Origin of the sequence: Ruminococcus sp. AF31-8BH (assembly GCF_003460605.1) — a bacterium.
GTDB classification, from domain to species: Bacteria; Bacillota; Clostridia; order Lachnospirales; family Lachnospiraceae; genus Blautia_A; species Blautia_A acetigignens.
On the sequence record NZ_QTVN01000010.1, the window covers coordinates 178,529 to 205,140 of the forward strand.

The 26,612-nt window shown below is 47.1% G+C and carries 26 protein-coding genes and 1 pseudogene; 4 read left to right on the forward strand and 23 right to left on the reverse strand.

The window, feature by feature from the left end; all coding sequences use genetic code 11:
- Positions 1 to 8: 8 nt before the first annotated feature.
- From DWZ38_RS13925 to DWZ38_RS22830, 15 genes are all read right to left on the reverse strand, one after another.
- On the reverse strand, positions 9 to 974 hold the full coding sequence (locus DWZ38_RS13925) for a hypothetical protein (RefSeq protein ID WP_021926583.1): 966 nt from the start codon (positions 972 to 974) through the stop codon (positions 9 to 11).
- 180 nt (positions 975 to 1,154) lie between these two features.
- A complete protein-coding gene (locus DWZ38_RS13930) occupies positions 1,155 to 1,895 on the reverse strand; it encodes a response regulator (protein ID WP_021926584.1) in 741 nt (246 codons plus the stop codon).
- Between the two features lie 135 nt (positions 1,896 to 2,030).
- Positions 2,031 to 2,867, reverse strand: coding sequence for a carbohydrate ABC transporter permease (locus tag DWZ38_RS13935; protein ID WP_021926585.1), 837 nt, complete (start codon positions 2,865 to 2,867; stop codon positions 2,031 to 2,033).
- 43 nt (positions 2,868 to 2,910) lie between these two features.
- Complete coding sequence (locus DWZ38_RS13940) at positions 2,911 to 3,774, reverse strand: sugar ABC transporter permease (RefSeq protein ID WP_021926586.1); 864 nt, start codon at positions 3,772 to 3,774, stop codon at positions 2,911 to 2,913.
- A 77-nt stretch (positions 3,775 to 3,851) separates the two neighbouring features.
- Positions 3,852 to 5,507 (reverse strand): extracellular solute-binding protein, encoded by a 1,656-nt coding sequence (locus DWZ38_RS13945; RefSeq protein WP_021926587.1) that lies wholly within the window; start codon positions 5,505 to 5,507, stop codon positions 3,852 to 3,854.
- Positions 5,507 to 6,937 (reverse strand): phosphoglucomutase/phosphomannomutase family protein, encoded by a 1,431-nt coding sequence (locus DWZ38_RS13950; protein WP_117853501.1) that lies wholly within the window; start codon positions 6,935 to 6,937, stop codon positions 5,507 to 5,509. Before DWZ38_RS13950 ends, DWZ38_RS13945 begins: the two co-directional genes overlap by 1 nt.
- Positions 6,934 to 8,883: a glycosyl hydrolase family 65 protein gene (locus tag DWZ38_RS13955; protein WP_117853503.1), complete on the reverse strand. Its 1,950-nt coding sequence runs from the start codon at positions 8,881 to 8,883 to the stop codon at positions 6,934 to 6,936. Before DWZ38_RS13955 ends, DWZ38_RS13950 begins: the two co-directional genes overlap by 4 nt.
- A gap of 188 nt (positions 8,884 to 9,071) precedes the next feature.
- A complete protein-coding gene (locus tag DWZ38_RS13960; RefSeq protein ID WP_021926590.1) occupies positions 9,072 to 9,560 on the reverse strand; it encodes an acyl-CoA thioesterase in 489 nt (162 codons plus the stop codon).
- 12 nt (positions 9,561 to 9,572) lie between these two features.
- Positions 9,573 to 10,043: an SsrA-binding protein SmpB gene (smpB, locus tag DWZ38_RS13965; protein ID WP_021926591.1), complete on the reverse strand. Its 471-nt coding sequence runs from the start codon at positions 10,041 to 10,043 to the stop codon at positions 9,573 to 9,575.
- A 54-nt stretch (positions 10,044 to 10,097) separates the two neighbouring features.
- Positions 10,098 to 12,497: a ribonuclease R gene (rnr, locus tag DWZ38_RS13970; RefSeq protein WP_243000266.1), complete on the reverse strand. Its 2,400-nt coding sequence runs from the start codon at positions 12,495 to 12,497 to the stop codon at positions 10,098 to 10,100.
- Between the two features lie 278 nt (positions 12,498 to 12,775).
- Positions 12,776 to 13,012 carry a preprotein translocase subunit SecG gene (gene secG, locus DWZ38_RS13975; RefSeq protein WP_117853505.1) on the reverse strand — a complete coding sequence of 79 codons (237 nt, stop codon included), beginning with the start codon at positions 13,010 to 13,012 and terminating at the stop codon, positions 12,776 to 12,778.
- A 118-nt stretch (positions 13,013 to 13,130) separates the two neighbouring features.
- A complete protein-coding gene (gene eno / locus DWZ38_RS13980; RefSeq protein WP_117853508.1) occupies positions 13,131 to 14,450 on the reverse strand; it encodes a phosphopyruvate hydratase in 1,320 nt (439 codons plus the stop codon).
- 137 nt (positions 14,451 to 14,587) lie between these two features.
- Positions 14,588 to 15,004 (reverse strand): ACT domain protein, encoded by a 417-nt coding sequence (locus tag DWZ38_RS13985; protein ID WP_021926594.1) that lies wholly within the window; start codon positions 15,002 to 15,004, stop codon positions 14,588 to 14,590.
- A gap of 49 nt (positions 15,005 to 15,053) precedes the next feature.
- Positions 15,054 to 16,127 (reverse strand): aminopeptidase P family protein, encoded by a 1,074-nt coding sequence (locus tag DWZ38_RS13990; RefSeq protein WP_117853510.1) that lies wholly within the window; start codon positions 16,125 to 16,127, stop codon positions 15,054 to 15,056.
- A 517-nt stretch (positions 16,128 to 16,644) separates the two neighbouring features.
- Positions 16,645 to 16,896 (reverse strand): hypothetical protein, encoded by a 252-nt coding sequence (locus tag DWZ38_RS22830; RefSeq protein ID WP_243000270.1) that lies wholly within the window; start codon positions 16,894 to 16,896, stop codon positions 16,645 to 16,647.
- Here DWZ38_RS22830 and DWZ38_RS13995 point away from each other — a divergent pair.
- A complete protein-coding gene (locus DWZ38_RS13995) occupies positions 16,852 to 17,610 on the forward strand; it encodes a polysaccharide deacetylase family protein (protein ID WP_347519828.1) in 759 nt (252 codons plus the stop codon). The two genes, DWZ38_RS22830 and DWZ38_RS13995, sit on opposite strands and share 45 nt — an antisense overlap.
- Before the next feature lie 69 nt (positions 17,611 to 17,679).
- Here DWZ38_RS13995 and DWZ38_RS14000 read toward each other — a convergent pair whose 3' ends face one another.
- The 3 genes from DWZ38_RS14000 to DWZ38_RS14010 form a co-directional block, all read right to left on the reverse strand.
- Positions 17,680 to 18,549 (reverse strand): DegV family protein, encoded by an 870-nt coding sequence (locus tag DWZ38_RS14000; RefSeq protein ID WP_117853514.1) that lies wholly within the window; start codon positions 18,547 to 18,549, stop codon positions 17,680 to 17,682.
- Between the two features lie 169 nt (positions 18,550 to 18,718).
- Positions 18,719 to 19,339: a response regulator transcription factor gene (locus DWZ38_RS14005; RefSeq protein ID WP_021925551.1), complete on the reverse strand. Its 621-nt coding sequence runs from the start codon at positions 19,337 to 19,339 to the stop codon at positions 18,719 to 18,721.
- A gap of 36 nt (positions 19,340 to 19,375) precedes the next feature.
- The gene (locus DWZ38_RS14010) at positions 19,376 to 20,491 is read right to left on the reverse strand and encodes a histidine kinase (protein WP_243000267.1); all 1,116 of its coding nucleotides are present in this window, start codon (positions 20,489 to 20,491) and stop codon (positions 19,376 to 19,378) included.
- A gap of 140 nt (positions 20,492 to 20,631) precedes the next feature.
- On the opposite strand from DWZ38_RS14010, the gene DWZ38_RS14015 reads away from it, so the two are divergent.
- Genes DWZ38_RS14015 through DWZ38_RS14025 form a run of 3 tightly spaced genes read left to right on the forward strand, consistent with a single transcriptional unit; the run spans position 20,632 to position 23,845 of the window.
- The gene (locus DWZ38_RS14015; protein WP_207743319.1) at positions 20,632 to 21,573 is read left to right on the forward strand and encodes an ABC transporter ATP-binding protein; all 942 of its coding nucleotides are present in this window, start codon (positions 20,632 to 20,634) and stop codon (positions 21,571 to 21,573) included.
- Positions 21,574 to 21,585: 12 nt separating this feature from the next.
- Positions 21,586 to 22,710: an ABC transporter permease gene (locus DWZ38_RS14020; protein WP_117853516.1), complete on the forward strand. Its 1,125-nt coding sequence runs from the start codon at positions 21,586 to 21,588 to the stop codon at positions 22,708 to 22,710.
- The gene (locus DWZ38_RS14025) at positions 22,697 to 23,845 is read left to right on the forward strand and encodes an ABC transporter permease (RefSeq protein ID WP_117853519.1); all 1,149 of its coding nucleotides are present in this window, start codon (positions 22,697 to 22,699) and stop codon (positions 23,843 to 23,845) included. The genes DWZ38_RS14020 and DWZ38_RS14025 overlap by 14 nt, the downstream gene beginning before the upstream one ends.
- A 15-nt stretch (positions 23,846 to 23,860) precedes the next feature.
- Here DWZ38_RS14025 and DWZ38_RS14030 read toward each other — a convergent pair whose 3' ends face one another.
- From DWZ38_RS14030 to DWZ38_RS14050, 5 genes and pseudogenes are all read right to left on the reverse strand, one after another.
- A complete protein-coding gene (locus tag DWZ38_RS14030; RefSeq protein WP_347519818.1) occupies positions 23,861 to 24,409 on the reverse strand; it encodes a hypothetical protein in 549 nt (182 codons plus the stop codon).
- Between the two features lie 165 nt (positions 24,410 to 24,574).
- A complete protein-coding gene (locus DWZ38_RS14035) occupies positions 24,575 to 24,820 on the reverse strand; it encodes a hypothetical protein (RefSeq protein ID WP_147343012.1) in 246 nt (81 codons plus the stop codon).
- A gap of 110 nt (positions 24,821 to 24,930) precedes the next feature.
- Positions 24,931 to 25,206, reverse strand: a pseudogene (locus tag DWZ38_RS14040) (GNAT family N-acetyltransferase); the annotation flags it as partial.
- Between the two features lie 103 nt (positions 25,207 to 25,309).
- Positions 25,310 to 25,681: an IS200/IS605 family transposase gene (tnpA, locus tag DWZ38_RS14045; protein WP_117853525.1), complete on the reverse strand. Its 372-nt coding sequence runs from the start codon at positions 25,679 to 25,681 to the stop codon at positions 25,310 to 25,312.
- Between the two features lie 229 nt (positions 25,682 to 25,910).
- Positions 25,911 to 26,555 carry a group II intron maturase-specific domain-containing protein gene (locus DWZ38_RS14050; RefSeq protein ID WP_347519831.1) on the reverse strand — a complete coding sequence of 215 codons (645 nt, stop codon included), beginning with the start codon at positions 26,553 to 26,555 and terminating at the stop codon, positions 25,911 to 25,913.
- Positions 26,556 to 26,612 lie beyond the last annotated feature (57 nt).

Consider the following 26,612-nt stretch of genomic DNA (forward strand, 5'->3'; position numbering starts at 1 on the left):
ATAATGAATTACCAAACACCTGCAACAACTTCGTTGCCGCTTTCATCTACTGTAGTAGAAACTGTGAAAGTATCGTAATAATGATAGCCGGTCTCACCTGTCTCTGGCTCATTCTCATAGTCGCTTCCATTGGCCTCACCGAGAGCTGCAATCAGACTGGAAAGAGGCTGGCCGATATAGGACTTCGCCTGGTCTGCGGTAGGACCGTCATTACTGCCTGGATTATCCGGAACCGGTGTAGCAGTCGGATCAGCTGCCGGATTGTCCGGAGTCGGTGTGGCAGTTGGAGCTGCCGTGCTGTTCGGAACCGGTGTCGCTGTCGGGTCCGGAGTCTCATCGTCCTCCTCATCGCTGCTGTCATCCAGTCCCAGGCGCTTCTTCACCTCATTCAGAGTAGAAGTCTCCTTCTTGCTGGATGCAGTGAGATAAGTCGCATACGGGATCGCGTCATCTCCGCTTCCATCCATCTTCAAAGTGATCTGTGTGATGGTCGTAAGAGGAAGCTTGCGGAAATAGCAGTCTGTCAGGCTGTCGTCTGCATACACAATGCGGATATCAAAGCTTGTCACTGTCTTTCCTGAAGCGTCCTTCACGTTCTTATCGTAGTAATAAAGTGCCTTGTCATCGTCTTTCAGGGTAAATAATCCCTTGATCAGCTCATCTCCCCAGTCATCATCGTCATCTGTAGTTGGACGCACATAAATACCTGCAATATCAGAGCCTGTTTCATTAACAATAATCAGCTTGGATGCTGTAGTAGTCTTATCACCGATCACATTCTTAATATCGCTGTCATCTGACTTCTGCATATCAACCAGTGTGCCTTCATCATTGCCTGCTGTATCTGTATTCTCAGCAGGGGTTACAGTTGCCTGTGCTTCCTGCTTGGGTTCTTCGGTTTTCTTCTTACCGCATCCGACTGCTGTTATTGCAGTTATCATAATCGCTGCAAGAATTAAGTAACGTTTTTTCATAATATATTCCTCCCACAAAACGGAACCAGTGCAGCGAAAGTTCAGGATCCGCCATGCCAGTTCTCCACTTTTTGTTCTCCATTATTATTACAGAGTATGGCAGACTTGTCAACCGAAGGCGGAATGATTTCATACAATTTTTAGACTTTTCGATGTTTTCTGTACATTTATAAAAAAGCTTCAAAGCCTTGTATTTCGATATTCATTGGCAGAAATTCCCTCCATTTTCTTGAACACCCTGGAAAAATGAGCCACATCTGTGAAGCCTACCATTTCTGAAATATCAACAATGCGAAGCTGCATTTCCTTCAGAAGCTCTTTGGCATGCTCCACCCGGATCTGATTCAAGATCTCGGAGAAATTCCGGTTCTCATGTTTATTCAGAAGCTTACTCAAATGCCACTGGCTTACATAGGTTTTTTCCGCAACCAGAGCCAGCGTCAGCTTCTCATTGTAATGCTCTTCCATATAAGCAAGGGCATTTTTCACAATAAAGCTTCCTGCGCTGTTCTCTTCCTGACTCTCCTCATGGGAAGCCACGCCCTTTTTCTTCAGGTTCTCTGCCATCACAGCAAGAGCCTCCTCGATTTCCTCCAGCTTGGAAGGCTTAAGCAAAAATCTGCACACTCCAAGGCGGATGGCCTCCTGGCAATAATCAAAATCCCGAAATCCGGTAAGAATGCTGATCTGCATATCCGGAAATTCGGATTTCAAAGCTGCGATCATTTTCAGCCCGTCCAGTCCGGGCATGGAAATATCCGTAAAAATAATATCCGGCCTCTTCTCCCGGATGGTAACAAGTCCTTCTTTTCCACCGTAGGCACAGGCTGTTACGCAGCAGCCATATTTTTCCCAGGGAACCAGTTTGGAAATTCCCTCTACAATAATCGGTTCATCGTCAATGATCACTACATGGTACATTTCTTTTTTCCTCCCCCATTACAGCAGTTTTTGCTGTATTTCTATTATACCCGAAAGCCGGATCCAGGTCAAAATTTCCGGACAGCAAAAAACGGGAAATTGTCTTTTCCAACAATTCCCCAGCCCTTTGCCTTTTTAACCTTTTACAGCTCCAGCTGTCATACCTTTTACAATATATTTCTGCAAGCATACATACACGATCAGAAGCGGAACTACTACCAGTGTTACAACCGCTGCCATCAGACCGTAGTTGGTACCCTCTTTGGAAGAAATTTCAAGAAGAAGTCTTGTGATCGCCCACTCATCCTTGTTTCTCAGGAAGAACTGCTGGGTAAAAAGATCGTTGTAGCTCCAGAGGAAGCTGAAGATTCCAACAGCTGCAAAAGACGGTTTGGTAAGAGGCATAATCACCTTGAAGAAGATCTGGTAGGCATTGCAGCCTTCCATAAACGCCGCTTCCTCAAGATCGATAGGCAGGCTTCGTATGTATCCCGTAAGCACCACGATGGCAAATGCCATATTTCCTGCGATCTGGGGAAGGATTACGGATAACAGCGACATCCAGGTTTTGCCTGAGCCTGCGATTCCCCATCCGAACTCCATGCGGAATACCGGAATGATCGTGGAAAAAACCGGGAACATCATAGCCGCAATTACAATATTGTACAGAAGCTTGCTGCCCTTAAAGCTGTATCTTACCAGAGCGAAAGACGCCATGCCAGCCAGCAGGATCACCACTGCTGCCACACATCCTGAAATAATAATGCTGTTCTTATACGCATTGAGAATGTTCATTTTGGAGAATGCGTCTGTGTAGTTGGCTGTTGTAAACAGCTTTCCCAATGGAAGGGAAAAAGCATCGGACATGATCATTTTCTTGTCCTTAAAGGAGTTTGAAATTACCCAGAAGATCGGATAAATGGTCGTAACCGCCCAGAAGATCAGAACGATATAAATGAGGAATGTATTCACACTCTTAATATGATTTTTTTCATTTTTTGTTCCTGCTTCTGGATCAATAGTCCCGTTCCTTGAAAATTTTGTTGACCACCTTTGAAAGGATCACGCCAAGGATTACAATGAAAAACGCGATTGCAGAGCTGTAATCAATGTCAGGTGCCTGCATGGTCTTATAATACATATAGGTTCCTGTCAGCCAGGTTTTTCCAAGAGGTGCCCCATTTGGGAACATCACCCATGGAAGATCGAATACTTTCAATGCTCCTGTCACTGCAAGTACGGCGCAGGTACAGACCACATTGTGAAGCAGCGGCCAGGAAATATATCTTACCTTCTGCCATCTGGTTGCTCCGTCAATGGCTGCGGATTCGTACAGTTCTTCCGGAATGTTGTTCAGTCCGGTTACCAGAATGATGAAGTAGAATCCTACATACTGCCAGACAACCGGAGTCATCATAACCGTCAGCGGATACAGCTCCTTCCAGTTGGTCTTCTCTCCAACCATCTGACTGAGCATTCCTCCGTCATACTGGAAGATCAGGTTGAACAGAACACCAAGTGCAGTTGCAGAAATGACGATTGGGAAAAAGTATACGATACGGAAAAACTTGGTTCCTCTTTTTACGTTATCTACCAGCATTGCCAGGATAACGGCCAGTCCTACCTCACCGAACAGGGTAACAAAGATCATGATCACGGTATTTTTCAGTGCCACTCTCATGTTTGGATCAGTGAGCAGTTCCGCATAGTTTTTATAAAATGGATTGTTGACCCCTTTGACTCCTCCGCCCAGATTCCGGATCTTCATAAAGCTGTTTACAATGTTCTGAAGGAACGGATAGTAGAGAAATACTGCCATGAAAAGAAACGCAGGAATCAGAAACACCCATGCAGGTTTTTTATTCTTATATACGTTCACAGTAACACCCCTTTCTTATAAAAGAGCCGGAGAAGCGTCTCCTCCGGCCCGTTTGCTGCTTTCATTTTTCAGGGTGCTTATTCTGCATTTTCCTCAATGATATCAAGCATTTCCTGCAGAGCGTCTGTGATCTCAGTCTGTCCTTCTACGATCTGAGGCATGTTGTCGAAGATCGGAGCTCTCTCATCCTGTGTAACAAGATCCTGTACAGCGCCTGTGATACCAGTGGTGTCCTTCGGCATTGCAAGGGCATCTTTTTCCAGGTTGGTAAGGCTGCTCTCGTCAATCTCTGCACCGTTTTTCAGAGCGGTGGTAGCGGTTCCTGCAAAAGCAGATACGGTTTCATCGCTGATGAATTTCTCTACAAGAGATACAGCTGCGTCACGTTTTGCTTCGTCTTCCCAGCATTTTGTGGAAATATACCATCCGGAGGAAAGACCGCCGATAATGTCTGTGCTCTTTCTGTCACCGTTTCCAGGTACATAAGTTACGGTAAAGTTGTCAATGTCATCGGTTCCTTCTTTGATACCGCCCATTTTCCAGGAGCCGTCAAGATAGAATGCAGATTTACCTTCCAGGAAGCTCTGGAATACCTCGTCACCGGTTGCAGTGTTGGTGTTCTCGGATAAGAATCCTTTCTCATAGAGGTCCTTGATATCTGCAAGACCAGCCTGCCAAGCCTCTCCGGCTGCATCGTCAACAGCTTCCGGAACTGTGGTGTGTGTCTTTGCGCTGTCGTGATTGTAAATTGCAAACTCGAACCAGTAGTGCGGCTCTTTTGCAAGGGAAGTAGCGATTGGGGTATAGCCTGCGTTCTTGATCACCTGGCAGGTCTCAAGGAACTGATCCCATGTGGTGTCTGCGGTAGGAATCTCAGCACCGGCAGCTTCCATAACTGCTTTGTTTACGTAAAGGCCTTCCCAGTAGCCATAGAATGGAACTGCGTACTGTACGCCGTCTGCCGGGGATGCCGGAATCATGTCATCTTTCATATTGGAAGCATATTCCGGATACTCAGCGCGGATGTCCTCGATGGAAACAACCTTGCCAGCTTCTACAAACGGATTGCCGGATATGTTCAGCTGCACATGGAAATCCTCCCATGCAGTTTTCACAGGCTCAAAACAGTAGTTAACATTCACCCGGCTCACCAAAATTCCCCATGCGGTAAAGCTGCGGTCCATCATGTTGCGGACAATGTAAAAGCCGTTGTCTGTTTTCAGAAATCCCACAGCCGTATCCAGGCTTTTGGCCAGCTCTAATACCTGATCCCGGTCCTGGCTGAAAAAGTGCTGGATCATGCCATAACTTCCCCCGGTACCAAAGTTATAGCTTGTATAATGTTTATTCAGCGGATCTTCTTTTAGCATCAATACGGTAAAAATATTATTTTTCTTGTGTGAGTACTGCGCATTCAGATAATTCTGTACTCCATTGGAAAAAATACGCTCTCCGCTGGAGCCTTGCCTTCTATATTGCCTGTACTGTTCAAACAGGGTACCGTCATAGGTAGCCTGGCGGGAGTCTGCGATGGCCCCGTTCAGGCGCTCTGCGCAGGTCCGGGTATTCAGCCCGGCCTGTGCAGCAAGACGTTCCATCTGGTTCTCCCGCTGAGTGATCAGCATGTAGGACCCGACCAGTCCAATGATCACCAGGAACGGAAGTACCCAGCACAGCAGCATAATTTTTGCAAATTTCCATTTCAGAGAGCGTATTTTTTTATCTTTATTCATTATTTTAATTCCAGAAACTCCTCAAAGATGTCCACCAGTTCCATGGCAGCCAGCTTACTTTCCATCTCACAGAATATGCGCAGTAAAGGTTCTGTTCCGGAAAAACGTGCTATGATCCATCCTCCATTCTGGAAATATACCTTGCAGCCATCCAGATAGGATACCTTGCTGATGGCATAAGGCAGCTTCGGCAAAAGTTTGTCGATCATCAGAGTCTTGTGGATCTGTTCCTTTCGAAGCGGGGTAAAGCGGTAATCCCGCTCCACCATATGGATTTCCCCATATTCCTGCTCAATTTCCTTTGCAATCTCAGAAAGCTTTTTGCCTGTGACCGCGATCATCTCCACCAGCAGGGAAGCTGCATAGATGCCGTCCTTGCCGTTAATATGTCCTCTCACAGTAAGACCGCCAGAGGATTCTCCTCCGATCACAGCGTCTGTCTCCTGCATTTTTGCGGAAATGTACTTAAAGCCTACAGGAACTTCGCAGCATTCCTGTCCAAAGCTTTCGGCCACACGGTCAAGCATATGGGTAGTTGCCACATTACGGACCACCGGACCTGACCATCCCTTATATTTTACCAGATAATAGTACAAAAGTACAAGGATATCGTTGGGGTGAAGGAATCTTCCTGTGTCATCAATGACGCCGATCCGGTCTGCATCTCCGTCTGTGGCAATTCCGATATCGCAGTAGCGGTCCAGCACATAATTCTGCAGCGGACGAAGGGTGGTGGCATTGGGTGCCGGAAGCTTTCCGCCAAACAGGGTGTCATGGCGTTCGTGGATGGTCTCCACCTCGCATCTTGCAATGGACAGAATCGTCTTCAAAGAAGTCTGACTGACGCCGTAAAGGGGATCTAATGCCACCCGAAGGCCTCTGTCCCGGATGGCCTGCATATTGATCCTGGAAATAATGCTGTCAATGTACTCGTTCAGGGGATTAAATTCCACAACCAACCCGGCATTTTTCGCTTCCTCGTAATCCATGCGGGGAACTGCTTTGCCAGCCTCTATGTCTGCTTCCACGTTCCGGATGTAGTTTTCGATTTCCTGGGTCTGCTCCTGATCTGCGTCCCTGCCCCCTCTTGTGAACACCTTGATTCCATTGTAAATAGCAGGGTTGTGGCTTGCAGTCACCATCATTCCGTAAGGCAGGTCATGTGCCATCACGTAGTACATGATCAGCGGCGTTGGTGAGGATTTGTTTACAAACCAGCTGCGGATGCCGTTTGCCGCCAGCGTCTCGCAGGCCCACTTAACCGATTCCTTGGAAAGGAAGCGGCGGTCATAGCCAATGCAAAGTCCCTGGTCTGCCACTCCCTCATCCTGCATTTTCCTGGAAAGCGCTTCTGCCAGGATCTGGATATTCGCTCTCGTAAACTCATCTCCGATAACGGCTCGCCAGCCGCCTGTACCGAACTTTATCATTTTGCTTCCTCCTTCTCATCTTGGGTGCTTCCCATTACGATCCGCACCTTGTGTGTGCTTCCGGCTTCCTGTACCGGTATTTTTTCCGTCAGGGCTCCATCCAGGAAAATCTGGCACACGCCCTTGGATACATGCTCCGGATTTTCTACCGTAATGTCATACTGTGCACCCCGCCACTGTCTGGTCAGGGTAAAGCCATCCCAGCCCTTTGGAATGCAGGGATCGATTTCAAGAGCATCCATGCCGGGGCGGATTCCAAGCATGTAATGCGTTGCGGAATAGTAAGCCCAGCCGCCGGTTCCAGTCATAAAGGGATGTCTGGCCCTTCCAAAAGCGGTGTGATCTTTTCCCACAACAAACTGGCAGTAGGAATAAGGCTCCGCCTCACGGATCTCGATCTTATCATTCTGATAGTACGGACAAAGAGCGTGGTAAAATTCCATGGCACTCTCTCCGCCGCCTAAGTTCAGACAGTCGTTCCAGTCTGCACGAAGGCCTTTGCAGATGCCGTCCTCTCCCACCTGCCTGCAGGAGAAATCCAGGATTCGTTTCATATGTTCATAAACGCTTCCTTCACCGCCGTCTGCATAGGTATAGATCTCATCCAGGAAAGAAAACTCTCCCGTTTCTTTTATGTATTCATTGATGGAAGCCACCAGCCACAGGGCATCGTCCGAGCAGGTGTCCTCAATTCCGTGAATCATATCGTCAAGCTTAGGAGTTGGCACAACGGTAGGTGATTTAAAAGGCTTTTTGCCTTTTTCTTCCGGGTCGAACCACTCCGGCTGGAACAGATGAAGTCCGTAGCCTTCCTTTACCAGGCCGCGAAGAAGCTCCACAATTCTCTGGCGGCATTTCTCCGGGTTGGAATGAGGAACGGTCATGGAATCCTGTGAGGTGTCACGATAGCCAAGTCCGGTACGTCCGCCTACCTCAATAAAGGATGCAAATCTGGAGAACATAATATTGACCTCTGCCTGGTACAGGGTCCAGGTGTTGATCAGGGTGTTCATACCCTCATCCGGGGTATGGATCTGCAGGCGGTTGATCTTCTTGTCCCAGCATACCTTCAGCTGCTCATAGACATGGTCTGCCGCCGGACCGTTTGCATATTTGGCACGGATTTTCTTTCCATTTTCCCTGGTACCCTCTCCCAGAAGGAAAATCACACGCACTTCTTCTCCTGGCTTCAGAACCAGCTGTTTGTGCAGAGCGCCGCAATGGTTGTTTCCAAGCTCGCTGCTGCCGCTTAAATGGCCGTTCTCAACTCCAATGGGATTGTCCTCCGTGCGGTAACTGCCAATAAATTTATCTCTCAGACAGTCGTAGCTGTCCGGTGTAAAATCCGCTGTGAAAAACTGATATCCGAACTCCTCGTAGAACAGGTCGCACTCAATGATTCCGTCCTCATAAGAAGAACCGGACGCATACATACTCATCTGGAAATTCTGGTTATCCATGGCAATCTGATGGAAGGAAAATTCCAGATAGGAAAAAACGCTGAGCTTACGGGTGCGGTCGCTGTTGTTTTTGATCCGCACATCCCAGATTTCCACCGGGTCGTCCATGGCTACAGACATTTTCTGGGAGGCAAAGATGTCGCTATAATCGCATTCATAGACGGAATAGGACATGCCGTGGCGGCAGGTATACTTCGCCTGATCAAGGGGCTTGCCAACCGGCTGCCAGGAGACGCTCCAGTAATCCCCGCTCTCGTCATCTCTCAAATATACATAGTGTCCAGGCCGGTCCATGGGAACTCCGTTTGGACGGAACCTGGTGATCCTGTGGTACTCCGGTGATTTGTAGAAAATATACCCTCCTGCTGTGTGGTTCAATACTGCACACATATCCTTCACGCCAATGTAGTTGGTCCATGAGGTGGGAAGGTCTACACGGTCAATCACATATTCCCTGTTTTCATTATCAAAATGTCCATACTGCATAAGAAATCCTCCTGTTATCCCCAATCTTTATTCTCATTATAGGATTTTTTGCCGGACTTCGGAATGTTTGCTTATGGGAAAAATTGTCTATACTTGTGCAAGAAAAACAGCTCTTTGAAAACCAGGAAAATAAAAAGGAACCAGAAGCAGAATTTCTTCTGCTATGGTTCCTTTCCGGAATTTGATCATCAGAATCCGGCGTCTCTTCTTTCTTTGCGCATTTCCCTGCGAAGAAGTGCTGCCTCGTGGCGGCCTTTCTCGGCCTCTGTGCGGATGAGAAGTCCCGGGATGGGCGTGGGCCGTTCCTTCTCGTTTACTGCCACCATCACGGAAAATGCACGGTTCACCATGTAGCGCATTCCATCTGAACGCTCCACGTAAGAATCGATTTCCACCTCCATGGAAGTGTTGCCCACATAAGTCACATAGCCGATCATCACAAGGATCTCGCCCTCATAGACAGGCTCCTTGAACTGCAGATTATCCACAGCTGCAGTGGTCACACGGTAAGTGCCGCAGTGGCGCATGGCAACCACGCCGGATACCTCATCCACCCACTGCATCAGCATTCCGCCGAACAGCCTTCCTCCTGCATTCAGATGCTGGTGCATGATCAGATGCACCTGCTCCGTACGGGAATCATCCACCGTTTTCATCACACGTTTTTTCTCTTCCATACCTGACCTCTTCTAATAAAGATTTTTCACTTTAAAATCACGCTCAGCTTCTCTTCTCTGATCCTTCTTGGCGATGTCCTGGCGTTTGTCATAAAGCTTCTTACCTCTTGCCATACCGATTTCAACCTTTACTAGGCTGTCCTTGAAATAGACCTTGATCGGCACAAGGGTCAGTCCTTTTTCCTTCAGCTTTGCTTCCATTTTGTTAATTTCGCTGCGATGAAGCAGAAGCTTGCGAATGCGCAGGGGATCCTTGTTGAAAATATTTCCTTTTTCATATGGACTGATATTCATTCCGTAAATATAAACCTCTCCATTCTGGATTCGCACAAAGGATTCCTTTACGCTGCATTTTCCCATGCGAAGGGATTTTACTTCCGTTCCTGCAAGGGCGATTCCAGCCTCATAAGTATCCTCGATAAAATAATCGTGAAAGGCCTTTTTATTATTTGCAATCAGTTTGATTCCTGGTTTCTTTGCCATAAGTTCCTCCCTGTATGGATTGTCACCTGTAGGTGACACTAATCATAATACTATTTACCAGTCATGCTGCTCTGCCAGAACAAAATCTACTGTCTTAAGCATTGTATCTGCCTCTGCCACACGCACGCGCACCTTCTGTCCCAGGGCAAAAACCTTTCCGGTCACATCTCCCCGCAGCTCATAGGCGTCCTGATCAAAGGTATAGTAATCATCTCTCAGCGTATTTACGTGTACCAGTCCCTCTACGGTATTGGGAAGCTCCACATAAAAGCCCCATCCGGTAACGCCGGAAATGATTCCCTCAAATTCTTCTCCAATATGATAGGACATATACTCTGCCTTTTTCAGTTTATCGGATTCTCTTTCTGCCTCATCTGCACGGCGCTCGCATACACTTGACTGTCTTGCCACATCCTCAAGGATTTCCTTATAGTGTTCTGTCTTTCCTTCCCTTTCCAGACGTCCCCGCAGCTTATCCTTAATGATTCTGTGGATCTGAAGATCCGGATAGCGACGAATGGGGGAGGTAAAATGGCAGTAATATTTGGCTGCCAGCCCAAAATGGCCACTGCACTCAGTGGTATACTTGGCCTGCTTCATGGTACGAAGGGTCAGGCGGCTGATCTGTGGTTCATTTGGAAGTCCCTCAATGCCCTCAAGAATCGTCTGAATCTCCTTTGGAGTAATCTCCTGTCCCATTTTCTGCACCGTAACACCCTGATTGTGAAGCAGAGTGAGAAGGCTTTCCACCTTCTCCGGATCCGGATTCTCGTGGGTACGGTATACAAACGGCATATCGTCTCTGCAGCACTCTTCTGCCACTGTCTCGTTTGCCATGAGCATGAAATCCTCAATGATCCGGGTTGCCACATTTGCCTCGTAAGGCTTGATGTCAATGGCACGGCCTGCTGCATTGAGAATGATCTTGCTTTCCGGGAAATCAAAATCAATGGAACCTCTGTGGTGACGGTTTCCCCTCAGGATCTGGGAAAGCTCCTTCATCAGGAAAAACATGGGAACCAGATCTGCATACCGTTTCTTTGCTTCTTCGTCTGTATCTTCCAGAATATTTTTCACATCTGTATAATTCATTCGTTCATCCACACAGATCACCGTCTCTGCGATCTTGTGGGAAACCATATTGCCTTTTTCATCAATGTCCATCAGGCAGCTTAAGGTCAGCCTGTCCTGTCCCTGGTTCAAAGAACAGATGCCGTTGGAAAGCCGCTCCGGAAGCATGGGAATGACGCGGTCAGCCAGGTAAACGCTGGTTCCGCGCTTCAGTGCCTCACGGTCAAGGGCACTTCCTCCCTGGACATAGTTGCTGACATCTGCAATGTGAACACCCAGGTGATAGATGCCGTTCTTTTTGGTCAGGGTAACTGCATCGTCCAGATCCTTGGCATCCTCCCCGTCAATGGTGACGGTCTGAAGATGGCGAAGGTCCAGTCTTCCATCCCGGTCTGCATCCAGCACACGATCCGGCACGCGGTTCGCCTGTCGGATTACCTTCTCTGGGAATTCACTTGGAATACCGAAGCTTTTTACAATGGCAAGGATGTCGGTTCCCGGTGCACGGCAGCTGCCAAGATTTTCCTTGATCCTGCCTTCCGGGTTGCGGTTCTTGCTTCCGTAGCTGGTGATCTCCACAACTACCTTATCTCCGTCCTTGATCCCATTTGAATCCTTGCGGGGAATGAATACATCCTTGGAAAACTTGGGATTGTCGCTGATCACAAAGCCAAAATCCCGGCTGTTCTCGTAGGTTCCCACGATTTCCGGCATGCCGCGTTCCAGGATCTTCACTACGATTCCTTCCCTGCGCCTGCCTTCCTGCGGCTCTTTTGTGATTATAACACGAACCTTGTCCTGATGCATAGCCGTTCCGGTGCAATCCTCGGGAATAAATACGTCATTTTCTTCGCCCTCTACTTCCACGAAGCCAAAGCCCTTGGGATGGCCGATGAAAGTTCCCTCTACAGACGGGCAGTCTGCGTATTCCGTTTCCAGGCGGGCAAGACGAATTTCCGGATCTTCCTCCTCATAACGTCTGCCAGAGCGCCTGTCCTCGTATCTGCCCCGGCCGTCACGTCCGTGGTCATTGCGGGAGCCATATTTCTCTTTGCGGTCCCCGGAATTTTTCTTTGATTTTCTTCCGGATGCTTCCTCCTTGTATTTGTCCAGGCGCTTCTCGGATTTCTCTTCTTTTCTTCTATGAAGCTTTTCTTTTCCGCGCTTTCTTCCGGTTACCTTAGAATAGCGGCCTTTGGAATCCAGGTCTGCCCTGCCCTCTGCTACCAGGTCATCCAGCACACGGTACAGATCCTTTTTCTCATCCTTGGAAAGGCGGAGCAGGCCTGCGATCTCCCGAAAGCGCATAGGCTGGTACACCGGGTCACCCAGAAGCTCCATCATAAATTTTTTTCGTTTGTCAAAATCTCTGTCTTTACTCATTTATCTCCTTTTCTATGTCAAACACACGTGCAATGAGGATATGTCGCCTGTCGGCGACATATCCATGAAAGTCAGTTACTCCGCACCTACGGTGCTCCCGTAACTGCCGACCGTATTCGTAATCCGGGCTATCGCCCTACTTACTCATACGGTCTAGCCCGTCCAATATCTGCGAATTCGTCCATGCAAGCATGGCTCATTCGCAGCTGCTGGACAGGACTTTCATAGTAAAAAACACTCTTGTGATCAGATCAACAAGAGTGTTTCCCAGTTCATTCTTAGAAATTCAGATTTAATACAACTGCCAGTACAAAGAACAAAACTCCCATAATAGTAGTTGCCTTCACAAGTCCGCCCTCCATGGAACGTCCCTTGTTCTTACCCCAGTATGTGTCTGCTGCTCCGGCGATAGCGCCAAGTCCCTGGGACTTGCCTTCCTGCATCAGAACTACTACGGTAAGGGCAATACAATCTATAACAAAAAGAATTGTCAATATCGTTCTCAAAATCTGCACGTGGTTACACCTCCTAATCAACTAGAGGATATTGTACCATAGCCCACTTTAGATTTCAACTCTTTTTTCCCGTATTCTGGCAAATTATTGTGCACCCAAACAGCATTTGCTGCCAGAATCATGCAAACGGATTCTCATACACCGATAACCCGCCAAGCTGTTCATGGATCCGAAGCAGCTGGTTGTACTTAGCATTTCGGTCGGACCGGCAGGGAGCTCCTGTTTTGATCTGTCCGGCACCTGTGGCCACTGCCAGATCTGCAATAAAGGAATCCTCTGTCTCCCCGGATCTGTGGGAGATCACGCTTCTGTAACCTGCCCGGGCAGCCAGCTCCACTGCTTCTAAGGATTCTGTCAGGGTTCCGATCTGGTTCACCTTGATCAGAATGGCATTGGCAGTTCCAAGCCTGATTCCACAGGACAGCCTTTTGATATTGGTGACAAAAAGATCATCCCCAACCAGCTGCACCCGGTTTCCAATCCGGCTGGTCATATCCTTCCAGCCTTCCCAGTCATCCTCCTGCAGCCCGTCTTCAATAGAAACAATGGGAAATTCATCCAGAAGCTTCTCGTAATAATCGATCATCTCCGATGCATCCCGAAGAACCTCTTTTCCCGTCATCTTGCTTTCTCCCGGAAAATAATAGGCATCCTTATTTTCATCATAAAGCTCACTGGCCGCTGCGTCAATGGCAATGCCAATATCCTCCCCTGGTTCGTATCCGGCTTTGGTGACCGCTTCCAGGATCTGCTCCAGCACCTCCCTGGAATCCTTCAGGTCCGGGGCAAAGCCGCCCTCATCTCCCACTGCTGTAGACAGGTTTTTCTTCTTCAGAATGGTTTTCAGCGCCTGGTAGATTTCCACGCACATGCGGATTCCCTCTGAAAAACAGGAAGCTCCCACAGGCATGATCATAAACTCCTGAAGGTCCACCGTATTGTCCGCATGCCTGCCCCCGTTTAAAATATTCATCATGGGAACCGGCATTCTGCAGGCGTGACAGCCGCCGATATACTGGTAAAGGGGAATGCGAAGGGCCATGGCCGCCGCCCGCGCCACTGCCATGGACACCCCGAGGGTAGCATTAGCTCCCAGATTGCTTTTGTTGTCCGTGCCGTCTGTCTGAACCAGCAAAGAATCAATATACGTCTGGTTCAGGGCATTTTCTCCCAGGATTGCCTCTGCAATCTTGGTGTTTACGTTGTCCACTGCTTTTTGGACGCTTAATCCTGTGTAGTTTCCCCGGTCGCCGTCCCGCAGCTCCAGAGCTTCGAATTTTCCTGTGGATGCGCCGGATGGAACGATAGCGCGTCCTGTATATCCATTGATTCCGATGACTCCTTCGCCTACTGTCACTTCTACTTCCACAGTAGGATTGCCTCTGGAGTCCAGAACTTGTCTTGCGTGAATCTTCCGAATAGGCAAATACCGTAACATTTCCTTACCTCCTAAAGATTTATGGAGGTAGTTTTTCCCGTTCTTTCCGGTTCTATGCGTAAACGAAACCATATCTGAAAAAAGGCTTCCTGCAAAATGTACCTCACACTTTACAGAAAGCCTTACGCAAACAAATTTTAGTGTACCTCAGAAATAGAGTTAAATCCCTTATTTGTCAGGCAAGCCTCTACCTCGCAGATATCCGGCACATGGAGCACCATAATCGGAAGTCCGGTTGCACGGTTAAAGGACAGGTACAGATAGTCGATGTTGATGTTGCTCTCCTGAAGGCTGAGAAGAAGGTTGTTCAGGTTACCAACCTCATCCTTTACTTCGATTCCAAGTACATCGCTAAGCTTGCAGATAAAACCAGCCTTGGTAAGCGCCTCCAGTGCTTTCTCCGGTTTGGACACTACCATGCGGACAATTCCGTATTCTGCACTGTCATTGGTAACGGATCCTAAAATATTGATGTCTTCCCGGAGAAGGATTCCGGTTACCTCCTGCATTCTTCCTTTTGTATTTTCCGCGAAAATTGATAATTGTTTCAGCATTTTCTTATTCCTTTCTGCATTTCAATAACAATATTAACTTTTTTAATATTTATTCTTCTATCGGAACCTCAATCAGCTCCTTCGGGGAGTGTGCCAGGTTGCGGCAGCCATCCTCTGTTACCACTACCATATCCTCAATACGCACGCCGCCAAAGCCAGGTACATAAATTCCAGGCTCAACAGTCTCGATCATGCCAGCCTGAAGAATAGTATCATCAGCCGGGGAAAGACGGGGGCTCTCATGGATGAACAGACCAACGCTGTGTCCAAGTCCATGTCCGAAATATTCGCCGTATCCGGCCTCTGCGATAATATCTCTGGAAACTTTATCCACGCTTGAGCCGCTGACTCCAGCCTTCACGGCTGCAAGACCTGCAAGCTGTGCCTTTAATACCACATTGTAGATTTCTTTCTGCTTCTCGCTTGCTTTTCCAAGGACAAAAGTACGTGTCATATCGGAGCAGTATCCCTTGTATTTGCATCCGAAGTCACAGGTAACGAAATCCCCCACTTCCAGTTTCTTGTATCCTGGAATGGCATGAGGCATGGAAGAATTCAAGCCGGAAGCGATGATGGTATTGAAGCTTAAATCCTCAGCACCCTCTTTTTTCATCAGGTATTCCAGCTCTGCAGCAACTTCAAGCTCTGTCATGCCTGGCTTTACTAACTTCAGAAGCTTTTCAAATGCTTTGTCGCCGATTTCCTCTGCTCTTGCAAGATAAGTCAGCTCCTCCTCGGTCTTGATCTGGCGCAGATCATCAATCTTGGTTCCAAGCGGAGTCCAAACCTGAACCGGAAGGGCAGCCTTCATACGGTCAAACTCGCAGCAGAGCATGGACTGGTCTTCATATCCCATGTGGAAATCACCGCTCACAGTTTCTTTCTCCATGCACTCCTTCAAAATGGTCTGACGGTTGTGGGCACGGTTCTCCTCGATGACTGTGAAATCACTTTCTTTTCCAGCCTGCTCCGTATAACGGGAATCTGTGATCAGCACCTTCTGGGTGGCAGAAATATATAAAGCGCCCTCTCCTCCCCGAAATCCGCTAACATGACGCATGTTATAAGGATCTGTGATTACAAGAGCATTCAGTTTTAATTCGTCAAGAATATTGTTCAACATCTTTTTTTCCTCCTCATCTTTTGTTCCTCATACACTTTAGCGCGTTGAAAAACTATATTTCCTATCAGTCATATCATACCACATTCTTCGCCATGATATTGTCTGAATTTTATATTCTTTTTATTCATATAAACTTTTTATTTTAAATAAAATAATATTTTTTCAAATTATTCGTTGACAAATAAGAAGTAATCTGTTATAGTAAGCTCATAAAACAAAAGGGAGAACAAAATAAAACAAAAAGGAGTGAGACCACCGAAAACATAATTTACCACTTATAATCTAAGAAAGAGAGGTACGGACCACCAGAAACCTAAACGCTTTATCTTAATTCTTTTATAATTTAAGCAAAGGAAGGTACAGTCCACCAAGAACTTAAGCCTTTAATTCCAATTGTTTTAGACGCATAATCTATTTTAAGAAAGTGAGGTACATTCCATTGGATATGGATCAGATTTAAGCCACCAGTAAACGTCGATGCTGGTGGCTTAATTGATGCCCTTTTTTCCCCGGTTCCTTACAGGCCTTTCCTTTTTGGCATACCCGCTCTTCTTCTCTCATATATCTTTAGAAAACCCATCCCGAGGTTTCCATGAAATTCTCCAGACCTTCTTTTTTTAAACGCCCTTTTAGGCTTCCCTCCCAGATTTCTAATTTTTCCTCTGAAAAAATCCCGGTAATCAAAGATTTCCTCCACTATGCTGGCGTCCCCCTGCTTTTTGCCCTGTCTTTTCTTGCAGGTGAGGCGGCCCGGGTCACAGTTCAGCACTTTCGGACACCGGAGGCCGTAACCACTGCGTCTGGCAGCAACAGCTGGGGACTGAGCTTCCAGGAGGAAGGAAAACGCCCTGTGGGAAACGCTTCCATGGAGGAGCTTGCCCCCTATGATGCCTATTTTGCCAAAGATACTCAGGAGAAAAAAATCTACCTTACCTTTGACTGCGGATATGAAAACGGGAATACCCCTCTGATTCTTGACGCGCTGCAGAAACACAATGCAAAAGCCACCTTTTTCGTAGTTGGAAATTTTATCAAAGACAATCCGAATCTGGTAAAAGAAATGATCGCAGAAGGACACACGGTAGGAAATCACACCCTCACCCACCCGGATATGTCCGGGATCTCCTCTATGGAGGCTTTTAAGAAGCAGCTGGAGGGCGTGGAAAATCTGTATAAAGAAGCGACCGGAGAATCCATGACGAAATTCTACCGGCCGCCTCAGGGAATTTACAGCACCACCAATCTGTCTATGGCAAAGGAGCTTGGGTATAAAACCTTCTTCTGGAGCCTTGCCTATGTAGACTGGTACCAGGACAAACAGCCGACCAAAGAGGAAGCCTTTGATAAGCTTCTGAAACGGATCCACCCGGGTGCCATTGTCCTGCTTCACAATACTTCTTCCACAAACGGGCAGATTCTGGATGAACTGCTGGGCAAATGGGAAGAAATGGGATATACATTTGGAACTTTAAGTGAGTTCTAGAGCGTGTTTGAAAAATCATTCCCGCAATCTGCACGTCACAATTTGCAGAAAGCCTTTTTCAAACACGCTCTAGCGGTTATTGCCGAAATAAATCACAGCCTGCACACCAGGACCAGTATGGATTCCGATGATCGGGCTCATTGGCATAATGGTAACCTGCGCGCCCGGCACAGCTTCCAAAATGGCTGCTTTGGCTTTCTCTGCCTGCTCAAGAGCATCTCCATGGCAAAGGAATACATAAGGATGCTCCTCATTTAATCCGGAGCTTACATACTTGGAAACGATGGTATTCATGGCAGCCTTGGAACCACGCACCTTCTCCGGGATTGCCAGGGTACCATCTTCTGCAATGCGAAGCACCGGCTTAATCTTCAGCTTGCCGCCGATCCAGGCGATGGTCGGGGAAATGCGTCCGCCCCTCTTAAGGAAATCAAGGTCATCCACGGTGAACCAGTGGCAGATGTGCAGACGGTTCTCTTCCAGCCATGCGGTATTCTCCTCAAGGGACATTCCCTTCTCCTGATTCTGTGCTGCCAGGATCACCAGAATACCCTGTCCGCCTGTGGCTGCAAGGGAATCCACACAGGAAATCTTACGTTCTGGATACTCTTCCATCAGGTCTGTGGCTGCCAGATGGGAACTCTGCCAGGTGGAAGTAAGACCGCCGGAAAGGGAAATATAGAGGATATCCTTGCCCTCTTTCAAAAAGGGCTCAAAATAATCGGTGTATACAGCCGGGGAGATCTGGGAGGTGCTTCCGGTACCTCCATTACGAAGCTGGTCATAGAAGGCTTTGCTGTCCCAGCTTCCCGGGTCCTTATGGGGATGCTCCTCTCCATTTAACTGATATACCATAGGGATCAGATGGATCTGACCTTTATCCAGAACAGACGCAGGAATATCTGCGGAAGTATCTGTTATAATTACATATTCACTCATAATCGGTTCTCCTTGTTTGGTTAAGTGAGCCCATTATAACATACTTTTCCCCTGGAATGTGTATTTTTTTACATTTTCATTGATTTTGTAACAGTTTTTGCAGCGTGTTCTTCACTGAGGTGTACTTTTTCTCCGGAATGGGAAGCTCATTGTTCATTCCCGGCTTCTCCTATCTGTGCTGATAATAAAATACGGCTACCTGGGTTCTGTCCCGCAGCTGCAGCTTTTCCAAAATGGAGCTGAGGTAATTGCGCACCGTTCCCTCACTGAGGAAAAGCTCCGCCGCAATCTCCTTATTGCTGCACCCGTTGGCGATCAGCCGGATGATCTCAAGCTCCCGTTCATTGATGTCATAGCTTCCATAATCAAAGCCCTGTTTTCCCATGAGAAGCTCCGGGAGCCTGGAAGTGATCTGGGTTCCGAATACTGTCTGCCCGGAATCAACAGCCCGGATGGCAGGAAGAATGCTTCCGTAATCCTGCTTCAAAAGATAGCCTTTTGCCCCAAGCCGCAGGGCTTTTACAATATATTCGTCATCTGCGAAGGTAGTCAGAAGCAAAATGTTGGCCTTTGGAAATTTCTCCAGGATCTTCTGGGAAGCTTCCAATCCGTCCATCTCTTTCATGCGGATGTCCATGAGAAGCACATCCGGCTGATATTCCTCATAAAGCTGGCAGGCTTCCTTTCCATTTACGCCTGTTGCCGCTACCTGCACGTCCTCGTTTACTTCCAGAATGGTTTTTAATGCTGCTGCCACCAGGCAGTCATCGTCTACGATTATGATTTTCATTCAACTATCCTTCCATACTGCATTTTTGCAAACCACTCACTTGGGAATGGTGATAAAAATCCGAAAGCCCTTTCTGGTGGAAATCTGCAAAGTTCCGCCAAGGGCCTTCACCCGGTCCTTCATATTCAGGATGCCGATTCCCGCATTTCCCGGATCATACACGACACCGGTCCCGTTATCCTCCACGCACATCTGGTAGAGGGCAGGATGCTCCCGCAGGATCAGCTGCACCCTTGTGGCGTTGCTGTGCTTCATAATATTGGCAAAAGCTTCCTTGGTAATGCTGATAAAGCAGTATTTCACTTCCCGTGGGATTTCCTGCGTCATGTCGTAAGTCAGCTCTGCCTGGCAAAAAGTAAAGTCCCGCACAAGCCCTTCCTCTGCTTCTCTTAAATTCACAGCTTCATCATGAAGGTCATGGACGCTGCTTCTGATGCTGTTCATGGCAAAATTCAGGGAGTCCTCCAGATTTTCAAGAAGAGCTGCAAGCCCGGCTTCCTTGTTCATGGTCCTGGCTGCCCCAAGCATGAGAATGGACCGGGAAAGCACATGGCCTACATTGTCGTGGATTTCTCTTGCGATACGGTTTCGCTCTTTTAAGGTGGCGTTATAGATCTCATAGTCCTGTTTTTCCAGGAGGGCCTTGTTTTTCTGGGAAAGAAGAAGGTCACGCTCCCTGGAATCGTCCCTGGTTCTTTTTAGCTCTTCTTCCAGGGAACTGCACTTTCTTGTGTTTCTTTCCATAAAAAAGGCAAACAAAAGGCCAAGACTTCCTGCTGCCGCAAAAAACAGGCCGTTTTCCCAGCTTCCCATAGTCCGGCACACCAAAAGCGCCCAGGCTCCCAGGGCCAGAAGGGGCATTTTTTCACAGAAAAAAAGATAAAAAAGGCAGGGATAAAAGAAAAACATTTCCGGGATCACAAGAGCCAGAAGTCCCATTCCTGCGCCAAGAACTATACGGATACATTTTTTCCCCAGGGCATAAGTGCTGCACACCAGAATCACCGTGCACAAAAATGCGATCAGAAATCCTGCATCCGGCAGACGGTAAAACAGCCGCAAAAAGCTCAGAAGCACAAGCAGTCCGCAATCTGTGAAGTATCCCATTTTACCACCTTCTTTTTTCTTATTTTGCGTCAGGCTTTTGTTCATTATAGTATACAGATGCCTGCTCGTAAAGAAACTTCTGGCATTTTATGACATTTGTCATGTGAAGGCTGTGACATCCGGCACTTGGATCCTTCGGCTTTTTCTTTTATACTGATGGTATCGTAAGAACGAGGAGGAAAATGATGTCAGAGAATATTGTTCAGATTGAAAATCTGGTAAAAAGATATGGAGACTTAGTAGCCCTTGACCACCTGAATTTAAAAATTGCAGAGGGCGAGATTTTCGGACTGCTTGGACCAAACGGCTCCGGCAAGACCACAGCCATCAACTGCATGCTTTCCCTTTTGAAATATGATAAGGGAGCCATCCGGATTTTTGGCGAAGATATGCGGCCGGATAATTATAAAGTAAAACAGCAGATTGGAATCGTTCTGCAGAATGTGGCTGTTTTTGATGAACTGACTGTCTATGAGAATATTGACTATTTCTGCGGGCTTTATATCCCGGACAAGAAAAAAAGGAAGGCCCTTGTGGAGGAAGCCATCACCTTTGCAGGCCTTGACGATTACCGCAAAATGCACCCAAAAAAGCTTTCCGGCGGACTGCTCCGCCGTCTCAACATTGCCTGCGGAATTGCCCACAAGCCCCGTCTGATCATTATGGATGAACCAACGGTAGCCGTTGACCCACAAAGCCGCAATAAGATCCTGGAAGGGATCAAAAAGCTGAATGAACAGGGCTCCACCATTATTTACACTTCCCATTATATGGAAGAGGTGGAGCAGATCTGCACCAGGATCGCCATTATGGATCACGGCCATGTAATCGCCTCCGGCACCAGGGAAGAGCTGAAAAAAATGATCAAAACCGGGGAAACCATTACCATAGAGGCCATTCCTCTCACGGAAAAAAATCTGGAAGAAATCCAGACTCTTCCCCATGTTTTTGACCTGCACTATGAGGACCAGGTTCTCACCGTCCGCTGCACAGGAGCCAGGCACAACCTGATCCAGCTTTTGAATTACCTGCAAAGCCAGGATATCACATTCGGCCAGGTTTCCTCTGAGCTTCCCACCTTAAATGACGTCTTTCTGGAAATCACCGGAAAACAGCTCAGAGACTAGGGAGGATTTGTTATGCTGCACTTAATCAAATATAATCTTCTTGTAAAGCTGAAAAATTTCGGCACCACCTTCTGGCCCCTTGTGTTTCCCATTCTTCTGGGAACCATGTTTTACTTCGCCTTCGGAAACATTAACGATGCAGATTTCGCGACGGTATCCGTAGCCGTTGTCCGCCAGGAAAAGGCAGATACATTGTTTCTGATGTTTCTGGACCAGGTGGAAAACAATGCAGACCAGCTGATCTCCACAAAGGAGCTGACCTACGATGAGGCATGCAGCCAGCTGGAAAATGAGCAGATTTCCGGTATTTATGTGGTTGGAGAAACACCTTCCCTTACCGTTTCTGCAAGCGGCATTCCCCAAAGTATCCTGCAGTCCGTTCTTTCCAGCTACGAAACCGGCAAAACCACCATCCGCACCATTGTGCGCACCCATCCTTCCGGCCTATGGGCAGGGATCCGGCAGATGCTGAACCGTCAGGAGCTTCTTACTGAGGTTTCCCTTGGCGGACGGACCATCAACGGAAACGCCCAGTTTTTCTATGCGCTGATCGCAATGGCCTGCCTGTACGGATGCTTTATCGGGTTTGGTTCTGCGGTAAGCCTGCAGGCCAATATCACAGCCCTGGCTGCAAGGCGCTGCGTCACGCCCACACACAAGCTGAAGCTGATCCTTTCCGAGCAGATTTCTGCCTTTTTGCTGGGATACTTTGATGTGATCGTGCTGCTTCTCTATCTTCGCTATATTCTGAAGCTGGATTTTGAGGGACAGATAGGGCGGATGCTTCTCATTTCCTTCCTTGGCTCCCTGATCGGCGTTTCCATGGGTATTTTCGTGGGAAGCCTTGGAAAAATGAAGGAGGGCATCAAAATCGGAATTATCCTTGGCATTTCCATGGTCTGCAGTTTCCTTTCCGGACTGATGAACAACACCATGAAGGATCTGGTGGAAAAAAATGCGCCGTTTCTCAACCGGATTAATCCGGCAGCGCTGATTTCCGATGCTTTTTACTGCATCAATGTGTATGACGATATGGGACGCTATTACCGGAATCTGATCACCCTTGCCCTGATGAGCGTGCTTCTGGTAACTGCTTCCTTTTTACTGATTCGGAGGGAAAGCTATGACAGTATTTAAGTGTTACATGAAAATTTTGAGACAAAATATCGGACTTGTGATCATGTATCTTGCTATTTTTTTTAGTGTAGCCATAGTCATGCAGTTTGCTGCAGGAAAAAGCGAGGACAGTCTTTTTGAAACTGCAAGCATTGATCTTGGAGTGGTAAATGAGGATGGGGGAACCTTAGCCCAGGGGCTTGTGGATTATCTGTCCGGCATCCATCACGTTGTGCTTATGGACAATGATCCGGAACAGCTTCAGGAGAATCTTTTTTACCGCAATGTGGAATATATCCTTCAGATTCCGGCTGATTTCTATGAGACCTGCATGGTAAACGGGGAAAGCCTGAAGGTAACAAAGGTTCCCGGATCCTACAGTTCCTTTTATGTGGATCAGCAGATCAGCAGCTATCTGAACACCATTCAGACCTATCTGGCTGCCGGCTTTTCCCAGGAGAAAGCCATCCAGGCAGTCAAAGAAGAGACTCATGAGCCGGTTACCAAGCTTACCTTTGATTCCGGAACCAGCGATACTTCCCCTTATACTTATTACTTCCGCTATATTCCTTATCTGTTTCTGGGGGCTTTGTGCTACACCATGGGATATATTCTGATGGCATTCAAGAAGGGGGATATTCAGAAAAGAATGGAGGCTTCTGCCATTTCTGTGAGACGCCAGTCTGTGGAAGGGCTGCTGGCTACGGGAATGATCGGCGTAGTACTGTGGCTGATCGGATTCCTGGGCGTGACCTTCATGTATGGAAGCCGCTTCTGGCAGTCGGGACTTTGTGTTTATTATATTTTGAATACCTTTACCATGCTGATAGTGGCTCTGTCCCTTTCCTATCTGATTGGTATGTTTATCACAAACAGCAACCTTCTAAGCGGTGTGGCCAACCTGGTCTCCCTTGCCATGTGCTTCCTTTGCGGCGTGTTTGTTCCTATGGATGTGATGGACAAATCCGTGCTGAAATTCGCACAGTTTCTGCCTGTTTACTGGTATGAACAGGTGAATGAGATCCTGAGCAGGCACCACACCTTAAGTCCAGAGTTTCTTGGACAGGTTCTGATTGGAATTGGCATTCAGCTTTTGTTTGCCGCAGCTTTTATCAGTCTGATCCTGGTGGTTTCCAGATATAGAAAAGAAGGGTGAGATACCCTTCTTTTCTTATCTACTTAATGGATCTGGCAGACGCGGCACACTTCTTTGGTCCAGCGGTCTGCATCCAGAAGCAGTTCCTCGTGCTGCAGGTCGTATTCGCAGATATCCGGATCCGCAAAATATTTGTGATAACGCTCCAGATATTTTTCCCCCATTTTTTTCGCGTAAAAGACATGGATCGTAGTTCCCGGTGTCTGGATCTTTTCCCCTACTTTTGTGTACAGGTCTGTGCAAAACTGGTTTCGCCTGGTCCATATCACTGGAGCCGATGATCGCGTGGTCAATGTGAATGTTCTTTCGGCTTACCAGCAGGGAAACAAAGGAGCCGCCAAGGGAACAGCCGTATGCTGCGAAAATTTTCCCTCCAAATTTCTCCTTAATGTACTTCTCCACCTTCTCTACCTCGTCCAGTTCAGAAAGAAAGGTAGTGTGTTCCGTTTCATCAAATCCGCTGTAGCTGACGATTCCTACATAAAAATGTTCCTGCAGATTCTCAAGAACATGCCCGAAATTTGTTTTCCAGTAACAGCAGGTTCCCGGAAACAACAGGATCATCGGCTTATTTTGGGCGTTAGATTTAGCTAACCTGTATTTAACAGTTAAATTTTTATTTTGTGGGAGGAATGAATTATGAGTACGGTTATTTTAAAGATCCTGTTGGCGCTGGGAATTCTGGGGCATATCCTTTTTTTACCTAAGGCGCAAGAAGTTCAACGTTAATTACATCTGATTTTTCTGTGCCCTGGCTGCGGGATGATAGGCCAGAAGTGCGATCAGGATCAGCACTGCGGTTACGGACAGGCTGGCGGGATAGGCCATCAGCAGGGTTTTAAATGTCCGGTCTTTTGGAAATATGGTGTATACCCAGGCAATTCTTATTCCGCATACGCCAACGGTAGTTAAAATGGCTGGAACCAGGGAAATGCCAAAGCCTCGCAGGTATCCTGACATCACTTCATAAAGCATACTGAAAATATAAGCTGTAAAGATCAATTTTTATTCGGTTGGAGTTGAGTCGGTCGTGACCGAATAAATTTTTTTAGCGTGCAGATTGCGGGAATGATTTTAGGGGCATGCTATAGTTTCATATACAATAAAGGATAGGGATTTCCTTCCTCATCTAAATCGGTTCTTTTGTATGCGGAAAAGCCCATATATTCATAGAATCCAACTGCCTGGGGATTCTGCTCGTTGACGGTAACTTCCTGGATATCATAGATCCGGATGCCGTATTCCAGAAGCTGTCTGCCAAGGCCCTTGCCCCTTTCTGAGGGAGCCAGGAACAGCATTTCCAGACGGTGATTTTCAGTTCCCATAAAGCCCACTGCTCTGCCGGATTCATTCTCAGCAAGTTAGCAACCACCAGTTCAACTGGTGGTTTATCCTTGGCCCTCCAAAGGGCCATTGTTACTGCTCGCCCCAAAGGGCGGTATCGCAAGCACTTTTACTGGCCCGCTATAAAGCGGTACTACTGGAATCTTCTCTTCTCGATTCCTCTGCTTGCTCATTTATATATTTCTGAACTGCTGCATCTGTTATATTGCCGATTGTTTCAACATAATATCCTCTAGCCCAAAAGGCTTTATCCCATTTACTTTGCAGTTCTGGATGTCTGTCGTAAAGCATCAATGTGCTTTTCCCTTTCAGATATCCCATAAAGTCTGATACACTAAATTTCGGTGGAATTGCTACGCTTAAATGCACATGATCGATACATACGGCTCCCGCAATTATTTCTACATTTTTATATTTGCATAGAGTTGATATTATTTCTCTCACATCTTCTCGTACCTTTCCATACAATACTTTCTTCCTATATTTAGGAATGAATAGTCGGGTAAGAGACGGACATTACTGTCCGTCCCTCCCCTAAGAACGGAACGTGCGACTTTCACCGCATTCCGCTCACGCATCTATGACACATAGTATTCACTACGTGCGGCTGTACTCTTCTGATATGCTAATTTTCGCTTCATTTCATGCTCCTTTTTCCGCTTTATGAAGTAATCGCTGTTCAAAAAAGGATTTTTATTCAAATCCAGTGATTTTACCCTTACTATCGGCACATCATTTGATAGAGAACAATCGTGTCTGTTCTGAATGACCATTGTCTTCCACATTTTGGATGCCAATACCTGTTCTTCACCCATTTATTACATTTCTGCGGATGTCTTCGTTTGGCCCATTTCCATAGCATCTCCCAGAGTCTATGGTCTATGAGAGCGAATGTGCTTTTTGCGCAGACGCAATGGTGGTATTCTGCCCATCCTTTTGTTATCTGATTTAGTTTTACAATCAAAAGCTCTTGTTTTGACTCACGATAATACCTCACTGTCTGGCTAAGCTTTTTCGTGATTTTCTTCTTAGATTTAGTCGACGGTTGAATCAGAAGTTTGCCTTTGAATTTCCTGAAATTCCATCCCAGAAAGTCGAAGCCGTCATTTATATTTGTAGTAGCCGTTTTTTCTTCTGATAGTTTCAACCCCCGCTTTTTCATGAACTCTTCAACCACTCGTTTAACATCTTCAAGAACTTCCTTGCAGTCTGCTGTTATAATGAAATCATCAGCGTAGCGGCATAGGTGTACTTTATGCTTGTTGTAATTCGGGTGATAGTGCCCTGTACTGCTCGTACTGTATCTTTCAAGTAATAGTCTTTCAAGTCCGTCCAATGTCATATTTGCATAGGTCGGACTGATCAGCCCTCCTTATGACGAGATAAACGTTATGACGAGTTAACGCTGATTATCTGCGTAAAT